The sequence below is a fragment of the Adlercreutzia sp. genome (assembly GCF_056795635.1).
The window spans coordinates 154494-177668 of record NZ_JBQIIT010000001.1; the positions used below are offsets into that span (position 1 = coordinate 154494).

Sequence of the window (23175 nt, forward strand, 5' to 3'; positions counted from 1 at the left end):
ATGAGCAAAATGCGCATTGAAACTCGCGAAGGAAACGAGCCGAAGGCCCAGCGGGGCGGCGTGTTTGCCGTCCTGAGGGCCCTGCGCTCTCAGCGAAAGGCTGACGAGGCTGCGGAGGTCGCTGGGGCCGCCGAGGTCGTCGAAACTGCCGAGGTCGAGGCCGTTGTCTCAGCCGCCGAGGCTTCCGCGGTCGAGGAGGTCGAGGACGTCCAGGACGCGACGGAGGTCGAGGCCGAGGTCGTCGTGGACGAGGACTCGGTTGCGGTGGATACGGGCCGTTTTGCCGGCAAGGGCATCGTCTCCCGCGACGCCGCCGCCAAGGGTGCTGACTCCCAGGAGGGGAATGCCGTTGCCGATGCCGTTGCCGCAGATGCCGAGGTCAAGGGCGGGTTCGACGGGGCTCTGCCGGCTCCGGCAGACTTCAACGGCGACGGCATCGTGAGCCGCAACGCGCCGCGCCAGCTGACCCCCTCGGGCAAGGTTCTGGCCTGCACTTTGGCCGTGCTGCTGGTGCTGACCAGCTGGAATTCCGTATCCATCGCCGAGGCCCGTACCATCTTCGTCGGCGACGAGCCGGTGTCCACGGCGCCGGCTACGGAGGACGAGGCGGCCGATGACGAGGCAGCCGATCAGGCCGACGGGGCCTCAGACGGAGCCTCCGACGAGGGCACCGACGAGGCTGACGCGGAGGGCAAGGACGGCGAGAGCACCGAGGACGGCGCCGACGACGCGGTCGCTGATGATGACATCAGCGAGGCAGATATGCAGGCATATCTGCCCAAAGACCTGCTCGATGCCGACAAGGTGATGCCCTCCCTGTCCGAGGAGGCCGAGCAGACGAAGGCGAATAAGCTGCTGAACGCCGCCACCTCCACCGAGGAGGAGCTTAAGGCCGCTCTGGCCGAGCGCTTCACCTACGGCCTTAATGTGACCGGCGGCCTGCGCGCTTCCGACGATGCCTTCCATGTGTCCGGCTCCGGCTTGACGCTGGCCCCCACCTTTGGCAACTTGGCCGTAAGCCTGGCGGGCGGTTACCTTGGTGGCTCCGAGAGCGACGATGCCGTGGTGCTCACGTTTGCCGCTCCCTATCTCTATGAGAACGCCGACGGCACCTACGGGCGCACCAACTCCGAGGAGGAGTGGAAGGCCCGCGGCGGCGCGGCCGACGACATGCGCGCCGTGCTGGCCGGCGAGCTGCCCGTGGGCTGGTCGGTGTACACCGAGCACATGGGCCAGTACCAGAAGCGCACGGCCGAGGACTTGGCCGCGGGCCTGTCCGGCACCATCGTGCTGCGCTACGACGGCGTGCAGGACGAGCACGGCATCACCGAGCGTGAGACCCGCGGGCAGCTGCCGGCCGGCACCCCGCTGCCCTCGCTGACGGCATCGCTCACCCAGAACGTGCCCGCCGCCGAGGCCGTGACCGTTCAGGCCGGTTACGTGGTGTGCTCCTACACGGCCGCCGATCCCGAGGCCGAGCCGGAGGCCGCCGAGGGCGATGGCGTTGCCGAGGGCGACGGCGCCGAGGCCGCTGCCGACGATGAGCCCGCCGAGCCGGCCGACTCCATTCTCTATCGCGCCGAGAACGCCGAGGCCGCCTCGGTGGTGCTGTCCAACGTGGCGCCCCTGGCCACCGTGGGCGCGGCCGTGGCCACCCAGGGCGAGCCGGTGCTCGCTGACGAGACCGGCTGGGCCGCCTTCCTCGTGAACATCACCGCCGCCGAGGGCGCGCTGCTCGAGCGCGGCCATGCCCTGCGCGTGTCCGACCTGCCCGTGGATGCCAAGGGCGCCGGCGGCCTTTCCGCCGACGCCATCGTGGCCTTCGACGCCACCAACCTCACCGCCGACGAGCTGGCCGCCATCGATCCGGCTGACCCCGCGACCCTAGCCGCAGCCGAGGTGGAGGCCGCCCCGGTGCAGAAGGTGGCTGATGGCGTGGCCGACATCAGCTTCGAGAACCTCATGGCCATCGACGACGATCCGACCGACGAGGCAGAACCCGAGGCCGTGCCGGCTCCCGAGGATGCCGAGCTGCCCGGCGACGCCACGCTCTCCCGCGACGAGGAGACCGGCGAGGCCGTGGGCGCCCGCGTGCTCTACGTGGCCGTGCCCTACGCCGCCAGCGCCCTGACCCTCACCGAGGACGGCAGCGCCTACGAGGCGGAGACCCCGGAGCTCACCCTGTGGTCCTATATATATAGTAAGGCGGTTCAGGAAGAGGCCGTGGCCGAGGCCGATGGTGACGTTGAGGCCATGGAGGCCGACGAGGAGTCCTGCGCCATCCTGTCGCTGGGCACCGTGGACGCGGTGTTCCCGAAGCCGGCCGAGCCCGAGCCGACGGAGCCCGAGCCCACCGAGCCCGACGGCGATACCGAGGCCGATCAGCCGGCCGAGGGCGAGGGCGAGGGCGACGAGCCGACCGAGGGCGACGAGGGCGCCGACGACGGCGAGGGCACCGACGACGGCGAGGAGCCGACCGAGGAAGAGCCCGTCGAGGACGACGCCATGGCGGTCGGCCCCGAGTACAGCGAGTTTGATCAAGACGTCATCGATGAGATGACCAAGCTGCTGGACGCCGCCGGCATCCACTCCATGGACGAGCTCATGGATGCGCTGGATCGGGCGGCCCGCGGCGAGCTGACCGTGGCCGACGGGGCCCTGGGCGACTACGATCTCCTGGAGATCTACATGGCGCTTCTGGGCATGTCCCTCGTGGATTTCGGCGTAACCCCGCTGGCCATCGCGCCCAACCCGAACACCGCCGGCCAGCTCGGCAACTCGAACTTCAACCCGAATCTCGTGTGCCAGGACATGGGCACCCCGCTCGGCAAGGACGAGAAGACCGGCGCCGACACCTACCTCATCAACGACAAGAACCATCCGAAGCTGACGCTGTCCTGCCAGTTCTCTGGCCAGACCGGCTACATGGGAGGCTGGAGCGCCTACGGCCCGAGCTACTACGGCACCTACGAATACGATAAAGACAACAACCTCGTCTACACGCCGAACCCCACCGGCGCCACCAAGTTCACGACGGCGGCTGAGGCCGTGACGAGCGCCGAGACCGTGGACAAGCGCACCTACCTGCGCTCGGATTCCTCCTTCCCCGAGGACATCTCCACGCTGCCCCCCGACGAGCAGAACTACTGGAAGCTCCAGGACTACAACTACCAGAAGGACGCCGAGGGCTACCAGGAGATGGGCACCGAGTTCGAGCTGCGCGTGCCCTACCTCATCAAGAACGAGGCCGGCGGCCTTATGTCCACCTACAGCTACACCGACTGGCGCGGCGACAAGAACGATGACGGCACCTGGTCCCGCGGCGGCTACGCCAAGGACGGCAACCCCGCCGACAAGACCAACTACCCCTTCATCTCCGTGGACTTCGGCACGAACCGCACCTCCATGCTGAACAACTGGTCGGTATACCTGCGCGTGCCCGGCGCCACCACCGACGGCGGCAAGGACGTGCGCGTCTGCCTGGACACCTACATCGCCACTCTGGCCCAGGATGACCTGAACGACATCATCAAGGACTACCCGCAGCTGGAAGGCCTGAACTTCACCTACGGTTTCACCGGCGAGCTTATCTTCGTGTGGCACGGCGAGGGCAACGTGTACAACCCCACCGGCTACGACCAGAAGCTCCCCGTGGGCGGCCACCTCTCCCGCGCCCCCAACGTGAACGTGAACATGGTCGGCGACATTCCCGAGAACGCCGGCGGCACCATCGAGTACGGCGGCCGCGCCCACGTGTTCACCGACGTGCAGCCCTCTGGTGAGAAGTACTTCTACCCGCCGGGAACCGACCCGAAGAACGGCAAGTTCGGCACCTTCAACGCCCAGATGGGCGTGGGCTACGGCGGCACCGTGCGCAAGATCAACCTGTTGAAGACGAACCTCACGTGGGAGACCACCTACGAGCCCATCTCCAACAACGTGCTCTACGACCGCTACAACTACATGGTGTACAAGGTGACCACCACCAACACCTCCACGGGCACCGCCGAGATCGACGCCCTGGAGTACTTCATCCGCGTGCACAACACCGAGCACAACAACAACACTGGCCTGACCAAGCGCGACCACATGCAGTGGCTCTACGACCCCGCCACGAGCAAGCGCCCCGACGGCGCGGTGTTCAACACGCTGTACCCCAACGAGCTTATCTCGGAGAAGGACAAGGATCCCTCTCTGGCCCGAGCGGCGCAGCCGCTCACGACCCCGCGGGACACCCAGAACCTCCAGTACGTCGGCGTGCCGAACAAGGGCGGCGTGCTCATCTACAACACCACCGACTGGCTGGAGCAGGACTACAAGGATCTGGACAAGACGCTGTTCAGTAACTTGGATCAGATCATGACCCGTGCCGACGCGCGCCCGAAGACGTGGAAGTCCGAGGTGAACGAGGAGGGCGTCACCGTTTCCCGCTACGAGATCGACGACAGCCGCGACGACGAGTACAACATCGACGGCACCTTCGATGACGACGACAACCCCGTGGTGACCACGCACTCCATTCCCTATCGCCAGAACGACCAGCCGGGCTACGTGAACTTCACGGTCATCGATGCCGAGGGCGGCCTGCTGTACCCGAACAGCCGCGTTCCGGAGAAGGAGGGGGCCCGCGGCCAGTACTCCTTCATCGTGGCCGTGCCCTACACCACCAACATCCCCGAGACCGATGGCGGCATGGGCCGCGGCCACTATGTGGACTTTGGCCCCAAGACCACCATCTATTTCGGTCACTTGGGAAGCGGCGTGGATGCGCCGAGCCGCGACTACTCCTGGTCCGACGCCGTGTCGAAGTTCGCCTATCCCTTCGGCATTCCCGAGGCGACTCTGACCGGCGAGAAGCTGGCGGTGAACAAGTACACCGGCTCCACCGCCAATCCCTCTGTGCGCCCGCAGGCCGAGAAGGTGCTCTCCACCAAGTACAGCTACCTGGGCTACCCGGTCACCTACGAGATCGGCAACTTCACCTCCCAGGGCAACATGCCCCTCTACGGCGAGAACGTGGGCAGCATCGGCGGCGCTGAGCGTCCCGAGGATGCCGGCAAGCCCCACGGCCCGGCCGTCATGGACACCCTGCCGGACTACTTCCGCCTCTACAACCTGGAGTTCGAGATCGACTCGGCCCGCACCATGGGCACCGGCGACAACGACTACCATAGCGACATGGAGCCGCTCTCCCGCTACTTCGATACCGACGAGAGCCACTTCCTGGACGGCTTCGACAACACGAACTGGGGTCATAGCGCCGTCGTGCAGTTCGAGGTGGCCGTGCCCGCCGAGAAGGACCCCGGCGACGAGAGCGCCAACGAGGAGGACGACTACTACTGGGTGAACATCGGCACCCCCGAATACGTGCGCACCGAGTCCTACGACGCCGGCACCGACGAGGACGGCGAGCCGGTCACCCGCTACCGCCACATCTACCGCCTCGGCGGCGAGGACAAGGCCACCTCCATCGCGTCTATGCTGGCCGCTCGCCAGATCAGCCCCATCCCCGGGCTCACCGATCTGTCCGTCACGGACAAGACCGACCTGAAGAACTTCACCGGCGGCATTCGCATGGTCATGGAATCGCCCGTGGCGGCCAACATCGTGCTGCCCGTGACCGTGCGCGTCACCGGCACCATGACGCTGCCCTTAGCCGACTACCGCAACGCGGTGGAGGTGCAGTACGGCAAGCGCACCTGGAACCAGGCGGCCCAGAAGTACGCCTCCTCGGTGGAGACATCCGATCGCTCCCAGGCCACCTTCACCTCGGCCCTCTCGCCGACGCCCCAGGTGAGCGCCACGGCCGTGTCCATGGCCGCGAAGCTCTACGACGAGAAGTCGGCCATCGGCCCCAACGATGTGAACAAGCAGCCCATCCTGTCTCGCACCGGGTCGGGCTGGCGCTTCCAGGTGAGCAACAACTCCATGTCGAAGATGGAGCCCGCCTCCTTCACCGTGGGCAACACCTACGGCGCGGCCGAGGCCGCCGGCTTCACCACGGAGCGCGTCGGCATCAACCAGGGCCTGCTCGATAACGGTGTCCTGAACAAGATCGACATCACCTACCGCGTGAAGGACGGGGCCCTGTACACGAACAAGCACGCCGTGTACACCCTGAATCCCGACACGGCCCAGGGAGAGCGCGACCTGCGCGAGCTCTTAGAGGCCCGTGCGGCCTACACCGTGGGCGGCCAGGAGGTGTGGAAGAAGAACGCCGACGGCAAGTTCGTCGACATCAAGGGCAACGTCATCGCCGATCAGGAGCCCGACGACATCGCCACCTGGACCAAGAACGGCGCCGTGCTCATTCCCGAGGACTGGAGCGATGCGCTGTTCGGTGCCGGCTACTTCGTGTCCATGACCCTGTCCTTCGAGGAGCTGAAGGGCAAGAGCGAGATCGGCACGAGCAAGATGTACGTTGAGGTGCAGGGCTCGGCCGAGGACTTGGCCACCATGGAGATGACCGGCACCCTGACCACCAACTACGAGCAGCTGGCCGCCGCCATGGAGGGCCGCAACGTGCTGGCCAAGGCCACGGCCTCCTTCACGTCCCGCAAGGCCCCCTACCACCTGGCCGTGACCACCACGGGCATGCGCGAGAGCAAGGTGCCCGGCGACCCGAACGCCTTCGTGGGCAACCTGGAGTACGAGCGCGACAACGACGGCAACATCTACTATACCGACGCCTCGGGCAACAAGGGCATCGTGAAGGACAAGGTGTTCAGCTACGGCTCCACGGTGACCACCGAGCAGACCAAGCCCTTCGACGCGGCCACCATGCTGCCCTTCTATACCGACAAGGACGGCGTGCGCGGTGTGCTCGTCGGCGGCGTGTTCACCTACGAGGACGCCAACGGCGAGGTGCAGACCCGCGTGGTGCCCATCTTCGAGGTGGAGTCACTCACGGGCTCGAAGCGCTATTCCGACGGCACCCACACCGGCATCCTGCGGGACGACAAGTTCGTCTACGAGGAGCCCCAGAGCCGCGAGGTGACCGAGGACTACCTCTTCGACCTGGTGACCGAGCAGTGGGCCGGCGGCAAGAAGCTGGCCTCCACGGGTAATATCGACGACGACGGCAACCCGCTCTACACCGACAACGCCGGCAAGACCGGCTACATCGCCGACGGCTGGTTCATCTTCGGCGCGGGCGAGAACGACAAGCTGGAAGTAGAGGTGAGGGTCAAGAAGGACGCCGAAGGCAACGACCTGTACACCGACCGCTCCGGCAACGAGGGCATCGTGGTCGGCGACCTGTTCAAGTACAAGGATACCGAGGGCAAGGAGCACAGCAAGCCCTACACCACCGCCTTTACGCCCACGGGCAACAAGGTTATGGTGGACCAGGAGCAGCGCGACCCGGTGACCGGGGACATCACCATCGTGGAAGTGGAGGTGGACGAGTACGAGAACCCGGACGGCCACCGCGGATACGTGGCCGACGGCTGGTTCACCTACACCGTTACCGAGCAGGTGGAGCGCACCGTGGACATCGACCCGGCCGTGGGCGTGCTGTCCTACCACCGCGACGGCAACAAGAACATCTACCACCGCGGCACCGATGCCGACGGCAACACCGTGACCGGCGTGAGGCGCGGCGACTTGTTCGCCTACAACGTCACCGAGTTCGTGGGCGACAGCTACCCGGTCACCGACATGAGCCTGCTGACGCCTGTGGTGGAGAAAGACGACGCCGGCCACGACAAGCTCTTCGAGGGCTACATCGGCGACCCGGGCAGCGGCTGGCGCATCACGGTGGCCAACGACTCGGCCTACGATATCGGCAACGCTGTCATCAAGGCCGGCGTGGTGCTGAAGGACAGCATGGGCGCCGGGGCGCCCACGGACTCTACCGAGACCGTGGACAAGAAGATCCCCTACATCACCGAGGGGCACACCGACTTCGAGGCCTCCCACATCGCCATTTCCCCGGCTCTGTGGCAGACCAAGCTCATGACCGTGTACGAGTCGAACACCTGCAGCATGGCCCATGTGCACACGGCCGACTGCCCCGATGCCGTGGCCGTGGAGAAGAACGTGCGCCGCGGCGGCATTCCCGACACGCTGACCCTGGAGGTCTTCGATGCCACCAACACCTCGAACCTCCAGACGCCGACGACGCTGACGGTGCCCGGCATCGCCTTCCGGGCCCTGCTCGACCTGTTCACCGAGGAGGATCGCGACGCCTTCCGCGCCGCCAACCCCTCCTTCGCCGGTGCCGATGACGCCACTGTGAATGCCGAGCTGCACAAGGCCCACGATGCCAAGGTGTCTACCTACGGTCTGTCTCTGGCCGACGACGGCACCATCGTGGTGACCCTGGCCGACTGCGCCCCCTGGAAGGCCGGCAACTACTATCTGCGCGGCCTGGAGCAGGAATTCGTGCACTTCGGCAGCGGCCTGACCTTGAACGACGGCGGCTACCTGGACATCTACGGCACCGTGGTGAACAAGGCCGAGATGGAGATCGGCGGCATCTTCTCCACCAACTACGAGAATCCCAAGTGGGACACGGCCGTGGACTCCGAGGGCGTGCTCAACGGCGCCCCGTACCCCGCGGACGGCACTCCCATCGTGAAGGCCTTCTCCGATATGCGCGGCGAGGACGCGAAGGACGATAACACCGATTACCTGGGCCCCAACAACGCCTCGGAGGGCTACTCCAACCCGCTGTTGGGCCACCGCGCCGGCCTGCGCATCAAGTCCACCACCGGTAAGGACGAGATTTGGGCCACCAAGCCCGGTACCGAAGACCGGGTGGATGTTCCCAAGCGCAAGGCCTACTACGACTACGAGGACTCCGGCTACCGCATCAACGTGGCCAACGACACCAAGTACGCCATCGCCCAGGGTGCCCGCTTCACCGTGGAGCCCCTGCCGGCCGATGTGCTGAAGAACCCGAGCAACCCCGCCGACGCGAACAAGCTCGTGGACTTCGAGACCCACAGCATCACCCTGTCTCCGGAGCTGTTCAAGAAGGGCAACGTGGAAGAGGGGGAGAAGCAGGCCTCCCATGCCGGCCAGATGATCGACGCGAAGATCACCTACTACGATATTAACGACGGCGGCAAGGGCACCCTCAAGGAGATCAGCCTCCACGAGTTGGTGGAGTACATCTACCAGGCCCGCATCACGGTGACCAAGCCCGGCGACGCCAACTGGAAGGGCTACACCGAGGGCACCTTCGCCTCGGGCACCGTGGCCGTGCCCGATTGGTTCACCAAGGACGTGACCGATGAGAGCGGCGCCACCGTGTCCAAGTCGGTGGTGCGCTATGAGGACGGCAACTGGGTCATCGACTGGGATCTGTGGGACCGCGGCTACCTCGTGTCGGTGGAGCTGGACTACGGCTCCTTCAACAAGTGGGTGAACGAGGCCACCAACGCTTATGTGGAGCTGCGGGGCCGCACGAGCAACCTCGGCACCTTCCAGATGAACTCCACGTTCAAGACCAAGCAGGCCATCGACGAGTGGACCCGCTCCTGGACGAGCGCCGTGGCCCTCACGAGCGTGCTGCCGCCCATCCGCCCGACCATGAACCTGGGCGCCTACGGTGCCAAGCAGGGCGTGGAGGCCGCCGGTGACGATGACAACGTGACCATCGTGCCAGGGCAGCCGAACACCTACGGCGGCATCAGCACCATCCACATGAACAAGACCACTCTGTGGAACTCGGGCACGAGCCGCGAGCAGCAGGGCTTCACGGCCGAGGGCGGCGGCAACTACTACCAGCAGTATCCCATCACCTCTTCGGAGGTGCGCGACGAGAAGCCCACGGCCTACCGCAACGAGGAGAACGCCGGTTACCGCGCCGTGGTCACCAACGACGCCGACCATGCCATGTACACGGGAGCGAAGCTGACCATCGGCAACCTGACTCCCCGCTGGGACCAGGCAGAATGGGGCTCTGACGGCGACGGCCACAAGAAGGGCGACAAGCCCGGCGAGGCCCTGGACAAGAACCTCGGCTACCACACCACCTACCTGACCCTCTCGGCCGGGCTTATCGCCTCCTCCGAGATAGAGTCGGTCACCATTCACTCGGTGCCGGCCTTTACCAAGTACACCTCGGGCGGCTCGCATGTGGTGGGCACGGCGGGTGCCGTGAAGAGCACGTGGACCTGGGAGCAGATCCAGCAGAAGTGGATGGGCGCCAAGGCCGACGGCACGTGGGACGGCGAGAACATCAACATCCCGGCCACCGAGGGCTGGTTCGGCAACGACGCCTTCTACTTCGAGGTGACGTTCAAGAAGGTGGACGCGCACCTGACCGTGACCGATAACGCCTACGTTGACCTGTTCGGCTACGGCATTGACTCGCCGAACGTGAACAACGCCACCGACCCCTACTACGCCGAGTCCGACGACGTCTATGCCTACGGCGACAGCTACAACGTGGTGCACGTGGGCCAGACCCACGGCTGGGGCTGCTGGGGCGGCGGCAACCCGGGCACGAGCACCTCGCAAATCAACAAGCAGTTCCTCGGCCGCTACGCCTACGTGGGCAACTACTACGTGGTCGTGGATGCCGATTCCGAGTTCAAGGCCCTGTACCCGGATGCCGACTGGTCCCACATCTCCGGTTCCAGCAACGGCGCCACCGGTGCCAACGACGGCGTGAACTCCGACGGCGTGCGCACCTTCGCCCGGGACAAGGCGAACCTGTACGCCATCGGCGGCCAGCCCAACATCGGCCTGGAGGCCCACACCTACTTCAAGGCCGTGGAGCCCGCGGCGGGGGAGACCTACGACGCGGCAGCCAAGCGGTCCGTGGCCGCCATGGCCGCCACCACCAACATCACGGGCATGAGCAGCCAGACCAAGGCCTGGTGGGGCGAGGACGGCGCGGCCTACCGCTTCAACGTGTCCAACGGCGCCCGCACCATGTTCGAGAGCGAGCTGCAGATCGGCACCGAGGGCACCAAGTACTGGGTGAACCCCACGAATTCCGGTATCACCTACGGCCGCATCAAGCCCCAGGGCACCGAAGTGTCCTGGGAGCTGGTGCCCGGCACCGATGATGTGGAGGACTACGAGAACGCCGTGCGCGGCTTCCAGACCAAGAACATCATGATCTCGAAGGCCCTGCGCGCGAGCTCCGACATCAAGGAAGTGGAGATCACCTTCTACGAGCCGACGGCCACCAAGCTGCCCCTGGCGGCGGCCCCGGCCAAGACTCGCGTGATTCTGCCCTACGCCTACCTGCGCGGCGAGGTGGATTCCGCCGGCAACGCCGTGGGCAACCCCGCCTACGACGCGACCAAGGCTACGAAGGCCTACGATTCCGACGGCTCCCTCATCATTCCCTGGGACGAGTGGAAGCAGGGCTACGTGCTGAACGTGGTGGTGCGCTTCAACTCCGTGGACCCGAACACGGGCCTGAAGCCCGATCCGACTCCCGAGGATCCGGACAAGACCGTGAAGACCTACGATGCCTTCGTGGACGTGTGGGGCGAGGCCAACAACGTGCGCGACATGCCCCTGTCCTCCTGGTTCGGCTGCACCTACGACTACCAGGGCTGGCACTACGACCGCGACGAGCCCACCCGCCCCTACGGCACCAACAAGGGCGGCTACGCCTGGGGCAGCTGGCCCAACGTGTGGGCCTGGAACTCCCGCACCCCCTCGGCCTACGGCAGCGGCTACACCCGCGTGGGCGACTATGTGCAGTGCATGACCTGGCCCGGCTCCGCGGCCCACAACTGGTGTGTGGCCAACGCCGGCAACTACAGCGCCATCACGAGCCGCTACAACGCCTACATGCCGCAGTTCAAGCGCTGCGTGGCCAGCTGGAACCCCTACTGGAAGGGCGCGAACGCCTACCACAACGGCGCGGCCACGGCCTGGCTCATGGGGCGCCCCTACGAGGTGGACGAGCGCATCAAGGCCGAGACCTTCATGCGCTCCGAGGACGCCACCGCCTCGGCCGGCTACGACGACCATACCGACGGCACGGCCCAGGAGACGGCCCTCGGCGGCTCGCTCAAGCTCACCGAGACCACGAGCAACTTCGTGAACGGCACCACGAGCGGCTACACCAACGGCTACTATGAGGAAGAGGGCAGCGGCTTCCGCTTCACCCTGTCCAACAATAGCGCCACCGACAACGCTATGACCGACTTCGCCCAGAAGGAGGGCACGAACCTCACGAGCGCCGACGGCCACTTCCGCATGCGCAAGGCCTACTTCGCCACCTCCAAGATTCCCTTCGTGAACAACAAGGACGACGAGGAGGTGAAGGCCGGCAAGAAGCCCGCGGGCCTGGTGAACTACTTCACCGAGAAGGTGGCCCTGTCGGCGGCCCTGTTCGAGCGCTCCACGGTGAAGGACCTCACCCTGTATTGGCGCCCCTACGACCAGGCCGCCCAGGAGCCGGCGGCGGCCGATGCCAGCCTGACCATTGACGGCGCCGACCTGCGCACCTTCGCCACGGTGGCCGACGACGCGGCTCTCGGCGCGGCCTCCTTCAGCACCGTGGCCCTGCCGAGCGGCAAGGGCAGCCTGTTCGATCACGTGGCCTTCAACGGGAGTGTGCTGGAGGCGAAGGACAGCGACGGCGAGGTGGTTATGTACCGCCAGGCCGACGGCGACGTCATCTTCACGGCCGCCCTGTGGAACCACGAGTACTACCGCAACCTGGAGATGCACCTGCGCGACTTCGCCGCCCAGACCACCAACGACATGGGCGCCTATGTAGAGTACTGGGGCGAGGGCACCTACCGCTGGACCGATTGGGATCTGCGGGCCACGTTCCGCACCGACTGGATCACCAGCTGGTGGAACTCCAACAACAAGTACGATACCGATTCCACGAGCGCGAGCTATGGCACGCCGGTCATCAACGGCGACCCGGCCTTCAAGGTCCGCGGCCTTAACGGCGACTTCACCACCTATGCGAACCTGCGCAACCAGCTGTTCCAGAACTACAGCTACAGCGTGAGCGAGGCCACCACTCCGGGCACCGGCAACTGGACGGTGTCGGCCTACAACACCTTCGGCACCACCTTGGGCCGCAACTACTACTGGAACGCCTCGGCCGGCGCCTACAACTCCACGACGCTTTCCAAGACGGCGTCCATGGGCGGCAACGCCCCTTACACCTATACGGCCAGCGCCCGCCTGAACGTGGCCCTGCCACCGGTGCGCCCGGTGGTGGCCCTGTACACCTACAAGGATGCCGACACGGCTAACAAGGCCTTCGGCGACCTGGACAAGTACGAGAAGACGAACTCGCCGACCACGGTGACCGACGGCTCGGCGGTGACCTCCGTGGGCACGGCCCCGGTGGGCACCGTGGGCAATTCGGCCACCCCCGGCGCGAACCACACGGTGTACCGCGACTACAACTGGAACACCCAGCCCCGCGCCTACTGGCGCGACGAGGCCGTGGGCTACCGCGCCCTGCTGTCCAACAAGTCCCGCTACGCCATGACCCATGGCGCGAGGGTGACCCTGGGCAACATTCTGCCCATCTCCGACGGCGCCGCCCCGGCGCTTCTGGAGAACGTGGGCTTCCGCACCACGCGTCTGGCCCTGTCGAAGGAGATGTACGAGGCGGGCCTGCGCCCGGCCGACGGCGGCGCGGACGAGAGCTCCATTCGCGGCATCACGCTGAACTGGTACGCCCGCGACGGCCGCGCCGACTCGCTCATCGGCGGTGTCCGCACCACTGCCACCGCCTCGCCGCTCAGCGCCACCAAGTACGTGGCGCTCCAGGTGAACGGCTGGTTCGAGGAGGGCATCCACCGCACCTACGAGTTCGAGAAGGACGCGGACGGCAACACGGTGCTCGACCTCTACGGTTATCCCGTGGTGAAGACCGACGCGAGCGGCAACCCCATCGTCACGGGCGAGTACGACATCGCGGCGGGCGAGGCTGCGGGCATCGCTCTGGACGGCGACGACATCCTGCTGGATTCCACCATGTGGGTGGCCGGCGACTTGGCCGGCATGGTCATCGACTATGGCTATTACCGGGCCGACCTCACCCGCGAGGAGTCCAAGGATCCGGCGAAGAAGGATTACAAGCAGATCAACGGCGACGAGCCCTACGTGGACTTCTTCGGCTACACCATCGACTCGCCGGACGTGACCAAGCGTCGGTCGGTGCGCGACAAGTGGTGCGTGAACCACGGCTGGGAGAACAACGACGGCTCCGAGGTGACCCAGTGGTGGGATTGGTACTACGATACCGTGCGCATGGACACCGACTTCCGCACCACCTACGGCAACGCCAACTGGAACAACCTCTTCGTCGGCAACAACCAGGGCACCGAGGGCAGCAATCGCCATAACGAGTACGCCGTGAATCGCTACAGCGAGCTCACCCGCTCCACCGACTACGGCGACCTGTTCGCCCACATGCCCGCCTCCAGCCAGAAGGTGACGGCCAAGGCCTACTTCGTGGACAAGGCCGAGCCCATGGGCGCCATTGCCCCGGAGACCCCGGCCACCACGGTGCCCTACGGCACCACGGCCAACCTGAGCCCCGACGCCCCCAACGGCAAACGAAACGACACCACCGCCGCCTGGCTCGGCTACTACGGCGCGGGCTGGCGCTTCACCTACACCAACTACGCCAACCCCACCAAGGTGGTGGCCAACGACTACGGCAACAGCCTGTGGAACCCCGACGCCAACGTGTACGACCGCGACTACGAGATGTTCGATAGCTACCTGGCCGTGGGCGTCATGCCCTCCGAGGAGGTGCCCGCCGACGAGGCCGACGACTACGCCGGCTCTCTGCGCACCTTCGACGCGAAGCGCATCACCCTGTCCGCGGGGCTCCTTGAGGCCGCCAAGTGGGACAAGTTGGCCGACGGCAAGCCGGGCAACGCCGTGAAGTCCATTGCCGTGACCGCCGTGCCCCTGGACGCGACGGCCGTGAGCGCTGACGCCGTGGACAACGGCGACGGCACCTTCACTTACACCTACGACTTGGATACGGCCGCGGCCGCCGGCGCCTTCTACACCACCGACGGCGACTTCGTGCTGCCGAGCACCCTGTGGGAGGAGGGCTACTTCACCTACCTGCGCGTGGATGTGGCCCACTTCAACAAGGGCGTGAAGGAAGGCGACGAGGCGGCCATCGACGTGCTCGGTCGCGCCGATGCCGTGAACAAGAACATCACGCTGAACTCCGTCTTCAACACCGACTATGCCGGGGCCGGTGCTCTGGACGGCGCCCAGACGGCCGGCGCCTGGGACCACGGCCTGGTGAACAACGGCGGCGCCTGGTCCTTCGCCGATACGGTGACCGACGCCGCGGCCGCCTACGGCCAGTACGGCCACTGGGCCCATCTGGAATACGACGGCACCGCGGGCCTGGTGAACCTGGCCACGGCCACGGCCGGCCGCAGCGATGCCGACAGCGCCGCCCTGTGGGCTGCCGCCCCGGTCATGGCCTACAAGGCCCTCGGCTCGAACCACTACGACGGCTACCAGGCCAAGGTGAACCGCTCCAACGGCATGAACCTGGCCGACGCCGCAACCCTGGTGGCTGAGGTGGACCCGGTGCGCCCGCGCATCGGCGCCTACACCTACCTGTACGCCGACGAGGCCGGTACGGTGAACAATGCCATGGAGTGGAGCGACGACAATGCGCCCGACACGCCCATCGACACCCTCATGGGCTCGCCGAACTCCGGCTGGCGCTTCCCGCTGACCAACGACGCCGACTACGCCATGGACTCCGCCCGGGTGAGCCTGGGCGCCGCCTACGCGGCGGACCTGCTGCCCGCGAGCGCCACCTCGGCCTTCGACGGCGACAAGAGCTCCCAGGGCAACCTGGTGGACGGCTTCCACAACTACGACGGCGGCGACACGGCTGGCAACCACGCCATCTACGGCGAGCTGGTGGACGGCCAGTGGCGCGGCTTCGATGCCAAGACGCTGTACGTGAACGGCCCGGCCCTGGCTGCGGCCCTGGCCGGCGCGATGGCCGAGCGCGACGGCTACACGCGCCCGACGCGCCCCGACGGCCTGCCCGGCTTCGAGGAGCAGACCGATAAGATCGCTCCGGTGGCCGATCTGGATGCCCTGAACAAGCTGGATCTGGCGGACGTGCAGGCGCTGCTGGACGGCTACACAGTGGACATCTACGCCGTGGGCCGTGCCGACCTGACCTTCTCCCGCAGCATCCAGGTGAACCGCATGCAGGGCGACGGCACCTTCGCCCGGGAGACCATCACGGTGCCCGGAGTGCCCGACAAGGCCATCCACGAGATGGGCGGCGCGGACGACCCGACCGGCGCCTACACTGACGGCGACGGCAACGCCACCGGCGAGAAGGTGTTCACCAAGGCCGACGGCACGACGGCGAAGTACAACGCCATCTACCTGAAGGACTACCTGAAGAAGGACGCCGCGGGCAACTGGGTCATCTCCATCCCGAGCGAGGCCTGGCTTGCCCACAGCGATGACTGCACGGCCAAGAACGGCATCGATCACAACGACGATGCCGCCAACCCGGCCCATACCCAGTGCAAGGACGAGCTGTACGTGACCCGCGTGGTGTTCCACCTGCCCGGCTTCGCCGCCCATGTGACCCAGACCGATCCCACGGCCGCCGACGCCGCCGTCATCGAGATGCACGGCGTGCCCACCCGCGCCACGGTCATGAGCGTGGACGGGGAGTTCTCCACCGAGTACGCCAGCGAGCCTTGGAACCGCAACCGTGACAGCCGCACCATCGACGGCGACTACGCCAAGATGAACCCGCTGACGGCCGAGCCGGAGATCCAGACCTACTTCAACTGGACCGGCGGCAAGACCGGCGAGGGCAACATCGAGGTGGACCAGACCACCCACCGCCCGCTCACCTACACGCTGGACGCCGCCGGCAACAAGGTGGACAGCCAGGTCATCGGCGGCACCCTGTACCGCCCCATCACCAACGTGCCCTACCGTTGGGGCGAGGGCGACTTCAGCTACCTCGACTTCGGCAACGGGGAAGGGGAAGGCTGGAAGGTGGGCCAGGACCATGCCACCCCGCGCTTCACCGACACCCTGGACGCCCCCGATAAGACGAGCGACAACCCGCGCGAGGACGCCTGGTACGAGTACATCCTCACCAACAAGTCGAAGTCCACGGCCGAGAACGGCTACCTGGACCTGGCCATCGACGGCGTGTCCATGATGAAGGTGACCAAGGACGCCAACGGCACCTACCATCGGGCCGCGAACGAGATCGTGGAGCAGGCCCGCGGCTTCATCGCCGACGAGCTGCAGATCGACGGCTACTACCGCTATCGCGACGGCGACGCCACCCGCACCAAGCTGCCGGCCAACACCACGGTGACGAGCACCAAGTGGACCAACCGCGCCGGCACCGTGAGCAAGCTGTGGCTCTACGGCTGCTCCACGGTGGTGCCCCACGCCTCCTCCGAGGACTTCACCGGGGCCGACGGTCAGAAGTACCGCCGCTCCGTGAACGCCGCCACCGGCGAGGTGGAGGTCACCAAGCTCTCCGACGGCTCCAAGACCGTTACCAAGCCCGTGGCCACGGTCACCCTGAACGACGCCACCATCGAGCTGCTGGTCAAGAACGGCGCCGCCGATATCGACTTTACCACGGCCGCCGGCACCGACGGCGCCTCGGTGGACGAGGCCATCGCGCACCTGCCTCTGACCGAGGCCGGCCTGGAGGCCCTGAAGGCCGCCGGCGCCTCCATCGACCTGCGCGAGGACGCCGACGGCGCCTTCGACTACGAGGTCATCGCCAACGTGCGCCTGCTGTACAACTCCATGGCCGCCGAGCTGTACGAGGAGTACCCGGCCGACGGCCTGACCCCGGCCAAGGCGGGCAGCAACACCACGCTCACGGCCCGCATCTACGGCGACGTGCGCACCCACGGCACGCCCACGGCCGTGGCCGGCGGCACCGTGAACACCAGCTACGACAACCGCATGGCCTCCACCATGTACTACTTCCCGCTGTCGAGCTTCTACGGCAACATCGACCGCGCTTCCGAGAAGAAGCTCGTGGTGGACAAGTACCTGGGCGCCTCGGAGGCCACGGCCTTCAAGGACGCCGCCAGCCGCCCGACCACCGGCGCGACCAGCTCCTCCACCCCTGAGTGGGTCGATAATGGCTTCACCGAAGACACCATTAACGGCACCCTGGGCTCGGGCAACTCCGCCACGGTGTCGGTGGCCAACAAGGCCGACGGCGCCGGCTACACCTTCACCCTGCGCAACGCCACCCGCGCCCGCTCCGACGAGGCCACGCTGTCCCTGCGCATCGAGAGCGTGTCCATGAAGGCGAAGGCCATGCTGGCCTCGGGCTACCCAGAGGCCAACGCCGGCAACGCCGCCGACCTGGACACCAACAACTACTACGGCTACCGGGGCGTGGTGCGCGGCTTCAAGACCGCTGAGCTGGAAATCGGCACGGCGCTGAAGACCATGGGCTCCCTGGACTCCATCGACCTGACCTTCTACCAGCCCAACGGCGAGAAGTTCATCATCACGGTGCCGGCCGATTCAGCGCTTCTCGGTGCTGATGGCGCAGCCACCACCCTGAACTTCCACGATGCTTGGAACAGCGACGCTGCGGGCGATACCGTGGTGAACACCATCGACGGCTTTGAGGCCGTGGGCCTCGTGCGCACCCCCTCGGGCGACGCGGGCTACGACGCCACGACCACGGTGCCCACCGTGGCCGGCAAGAGCGAGGCCTACACCGCGGCGAACTACACCGGCCCCATCTACCAGAACACCACGGCCTACACCATCGACGACTGCTACCTGTACCAGGTGGACTTCCACTACGATTCGCTGGAGCCCTCCTGGCGCCCTGGCCAGCAGAATTCCGCCGCGGCCGAGGACTGGGTGATGCAGGACGCCAACGGCAACACGACGGCCAACAGCAGCCCGGCTGCCTCGGGTGCCTCGTGGAACGCCGGTGCCAAGGTGCCGGCCACCGCGGCCAACAACGGCTATGCCGACCCCACCGATGCCACCGGCGAGCTCACGGTGACCGCCACGGGCAAGGCCGACTGGTACAACTCCGTGGGCAACACCGCCACCTACAGCAACAGCTGGTCGGCGGCGGGCCTGTTCGTCAACGGCACCGACAAGACCCTCACTCCCTGCGTGAACGGCTACCGTACCTACTATTCCACGAGCAGTAATGGCACGCGGAATTACAACTGGTACTACCCGCACAACCAGACTCTGCACGCCCGCCTGTTCCTGAAGCAGAAGGGCGCCTACGACACCCGCGGCGTGCGCACGGCCGACTGGCAGGACAACTCCGCCGTCAACACCGCCGAGAAGGACAAGGCCCAGGCCCTGTCCCGGGACTACCGCTATGACACGGTGCGCAAGTGCGCCGCCCTGTCGGTGGCCCGCCCCTATATGGAAGTGCACTCCTACGTGCGCTACGGCGACGTGAACAACTACACGGGCAAGACCGTGAGCGAGTCCACGGCCTACGCCTCCGACGGCACCCGCACCGAGGTGACCGTGCCCTACGCCAAGACCTTCAACTACTGGGCCACGCTGAAGAACGAGTCCGGCATCTCCAAGCTGGACGACACCGACGTGAACATCACGTTCCCCGTGGAATGGGAGACCTTCCAGACCGGCAAGACTGCCGTGGTGGGCAACAACGGCAAGACGAGCGCCTACACCGGCTTCCATCCCATCGGCTACACCATTTCGCGCGGCTACCTGAAATGCTTCCCCGATGACAAGGTGGGCAAGATCCGCATCTTCGGCTACTCGCCCTACCAGATCAGCCGCAAGGTGGCCCAGACGAGCACCACCAAGGTGGTGCTGTGGCCCTACTACACCGAGGTGGCCGGCAAGAAGCGCCTGGCCGGCTTCGAGCTGGAGTACGCCACGGGCACCAACACCGCCAACCGGTCGCTGCAGGCCCGCGGTGCGCTGTCCTACAACTCCGCGGCCGTGAGCGAGGCCACCCTGCGGGCCCACGGTTTCGATGTGGTGGACGGCCGCGTGCGCATCCCGCTCCAGGCCAATGGCAGCTTCCTGCTCACCGAGCAGCAGGTGTACGACATGGGCATCGAGGTGCCCACCATGTTCCAGCTGTACTCCTGGAAGGATATGGCCGAGGACATGGCTGGCAAGACCATCGACGACCAGAATGTCTTCATCCAGGGCTACACAGACAGCAACTTCGAGACCCAGCGCACTATAAACATTGCAACATATAATCATTTAGACTCTTTCCGCGAGGCGCCCCTGGACCTGCCGGCCTTCGATGCTACGAGCGGTGCCCTCACCGCCGACGGCAACAAGGCCAACTACGGCTTCAACGGCGACAAGGTGCTCAACGGCACGGCGGACAACTACACCCTCACCCGCATCGACCGCTCGCTCATCTTCGTGTCCAAGATGTACTTCGACGCCGTGAGCCGCTCGGCCTATGCCGACGTGGATTCCGGCGAGGCCGTGGAGGATAAGAACGACGAGAACGAGAACAAGAGCCTCTTCGAGAAGATCGTGGACACGCTCTTCGAGATCGATCCCGACCCGAGCGCCGACGGCGTGGCCTTCTACCGCTACGACGCCGACGCCGTCCACGACGGCTACGTGGCCGCAGACGACCCGGCCACCCTCGTGGGCGGTGCCACCCAGGCCTATGTGCGCGACGAGAAGGGCGCCTACCAGAAGGTGACCGTGGTGACGGTGCCCGGCGCCGACGGCGCTGCGGACACCCTCGGCTACCGTACCGATGCCATGGCCGCCGACGCGACTCCCATTCCCGCTGACGGCGTGGCCTTCTTCACCTACAACGAGGCCCTTGTGCACGACGGCTACTTCGTCGTGCCCGGCGGCTCCGAGCTGGCCACCCAGAACGGGGCAGGGGACACCCCCGGCGAGCAGCTGTACGTGCGCAACGACGACGGCACCTACGGCAAGGTGGTCGTGGAGGAGAACGTCGACCGCGACGACGCCTCCAAGAAGGTGCTCACCTACTGGCATTCCGGCGACGACTTCGACAAGGCCCCCGAGGCGGAGAAGAAGACCGCCAAGTGGCTGCTGCGCGACTCCGACTACACCATCGAGCTGCGCTTCGAGAACAGCAACGACACCTACCACCCGCTCGACGGCTCCGAGGACATCAACGCCATCGACCTGTACCGTCTCGTGACCGCCGAGGACGGCACCTCTTCCTACGAGCGCGTGACCGACAAGCCCGGTGCCATCGCCGCCGGCGAGCAGCTCTACTGGCTGAGCCCGGGCATCGCCGAGGGCAACGTCATCCGCGCCGAGCTGAAGAGCGAGGCCACCAACACCGCCAAGGCCGTCGTGACCGTGTACGTGTCCGCCGGCCCGGCCGAGGAGGTGGACGAGGCCGCCGACCAGGTGGGCAAGACCCTGGCCGACGCCAAGGCGGCCCTGGCGCCCCTGAACTTCGAGATTCCCGATGCCCAAGTGACCTACGAGTACAGCGACACCGTGGCCGCCGGGCTCATCATCTCGGCCCAGAAGCTCTCCGAGCCGGTGTACAACACCGACGATCCCACCAAGGTGGATACCCTCGGCCAGGTGGCCGTGGTCATCTCCAAGGGCCCCGATGCCTTCAAGGACCTGCGCCCCACCACCTCCACCGATGAGGACGGCAATGTCACCACCACCTACCTCACCGAGAGCGAGGCCCGGGCGAAGCTGTTGGATCTGGGTTACTTCGTCGAGACCGACACGGTGAAGGAGTACAGCAACGCGGTGCCCGCCGGCGAGCTCATCGACCTGGCCCTGACCCGCGGTCCCTGGACCCAGCCGGCCGATCCCGACGATCCGGACGGCGCTCCGGCCAAGGACTACCTCGGCACCGTGCAGCTGACTATCTCCGAGGGCAAGCACCCCGGCGACCTGGAGAAGGAGGAGCTGGCGAGCGCCTACACCGGCAAGACCCTGGCTGAGGCCATCCAGCTGCTCACCGACAATCACTACACCGTGGACGAGGCCAACGACGTCGTCCATGAGAAGAACAATGTCGTGGCCGCCGGCCTCGTATTCAAGGTGGAGCGCATCGGCGACTACTCCGAGGACCGCGAGAACCGCGGCGCCGTGAAGGTGTACGTCTCCGACGGTCCCACCGAGGAGTACCTGCGCGCCCAGCTGTTCGCCGAGTGCGTGGGCAAGACCGTGGAAGAGGCCACGGCCCTGCTCGTGGCCGGCGGCTACACCGTGGACGAGGTGACCGACAAGCAGGCGAGCGCCTCCATCGACGAGGGGGCCGTCATCTGCGTCGGCCTCGTGCGCGTGAACGAGGACGGTAGCGAGGACGTGCTCACCGGCGACGACACCCCCACCGACATCCGCCGCGCCCGTCTCGTGGTGTCCTCCGGCCCCGATACCTCCGGGGACGCGAGCGGTGCCCAGCCGGGCAAGCTGACCGTCACCCCCAGCTGGAGCGTGAAGGATCCCGCGAGCAGCCGCTACGATGAGAAGCTGGCCGACGGCACCTACCCGTCCTGGTACCTCATGCCCGAGAAGCTCGGGGCCGACTACCTGACCGGCGATGCCCAGTCCACCCGCTTCACCAACTACTCCGCCGGCTCCAACGACGCCCACGGCCAGTCGGGCCACTCCGCCTGCTGGGGCAGCTCCCTCGACGAGACCTCGGGCAACCTGGCCATCGGCTACAAGTCCCAGGGCTCCTTCCTCGTGGACTTCCGCCAGGTGGACACCACGCCCAACGAGAACCTCGGCAACATCACCTACAAGCCGGCGAACCGCACCTCCTCCAACGGCTCGCCCTACGACAACAACGCCCGCGGCGGCATCTCCGCCGTGGCCCCCGAGGGCACCTTCTTCATGGAGCAGGGCAACTCCAACTTCTACAACACCCGTTGCCCGGGCTGCTATTCCAACTGGGCCTACTACGACAAGAACACCCGCTGGATCTACGGCTCCGGCTTCGTGGACGGCTCCCTGCGCGATAAGGCCGGCTCCATCGTGGACCAGGTGCACAACCACTCCACCTACTACCACAACTACGACTACTGCTACAACTGGGCCAACGGCAGCCCCCGCTACAACTCCGTGGGCTCCTACACCTACAACACCGGCGCCCACCTGGAGATGGTCCAGGAGATCACCGGCGACGGCTTCGACGCCTACTACATCAAGATCAAGCAGCAGGCCCTGTCCTACCTGGACAAGGTGACCGTGGAGTACAGCGACGGCAAGAAGCTG

At 66.3% G+C, this 23175-nt stretch carries 1 protein-coding gene (cut by a window edge); it reads left to right on the plus strand.

Annotation, left to right across the window (positions count from 1 at the left end; translation table 11 throughout):
- Positions 1-23175 carry the beginning of an SdrD B-like domain-containing protein gene (locus ACTOXK_RS00690; protein ID WP_482279817.1) on the plus strand. Its footprint extends 50604 nt past the window's final position, so 23175 of the gene's 73779 nt are visible here — the first part of the coding sequence; the start codon lies at positions 1-3; its stop codon lies beyond the right edge, outside the window.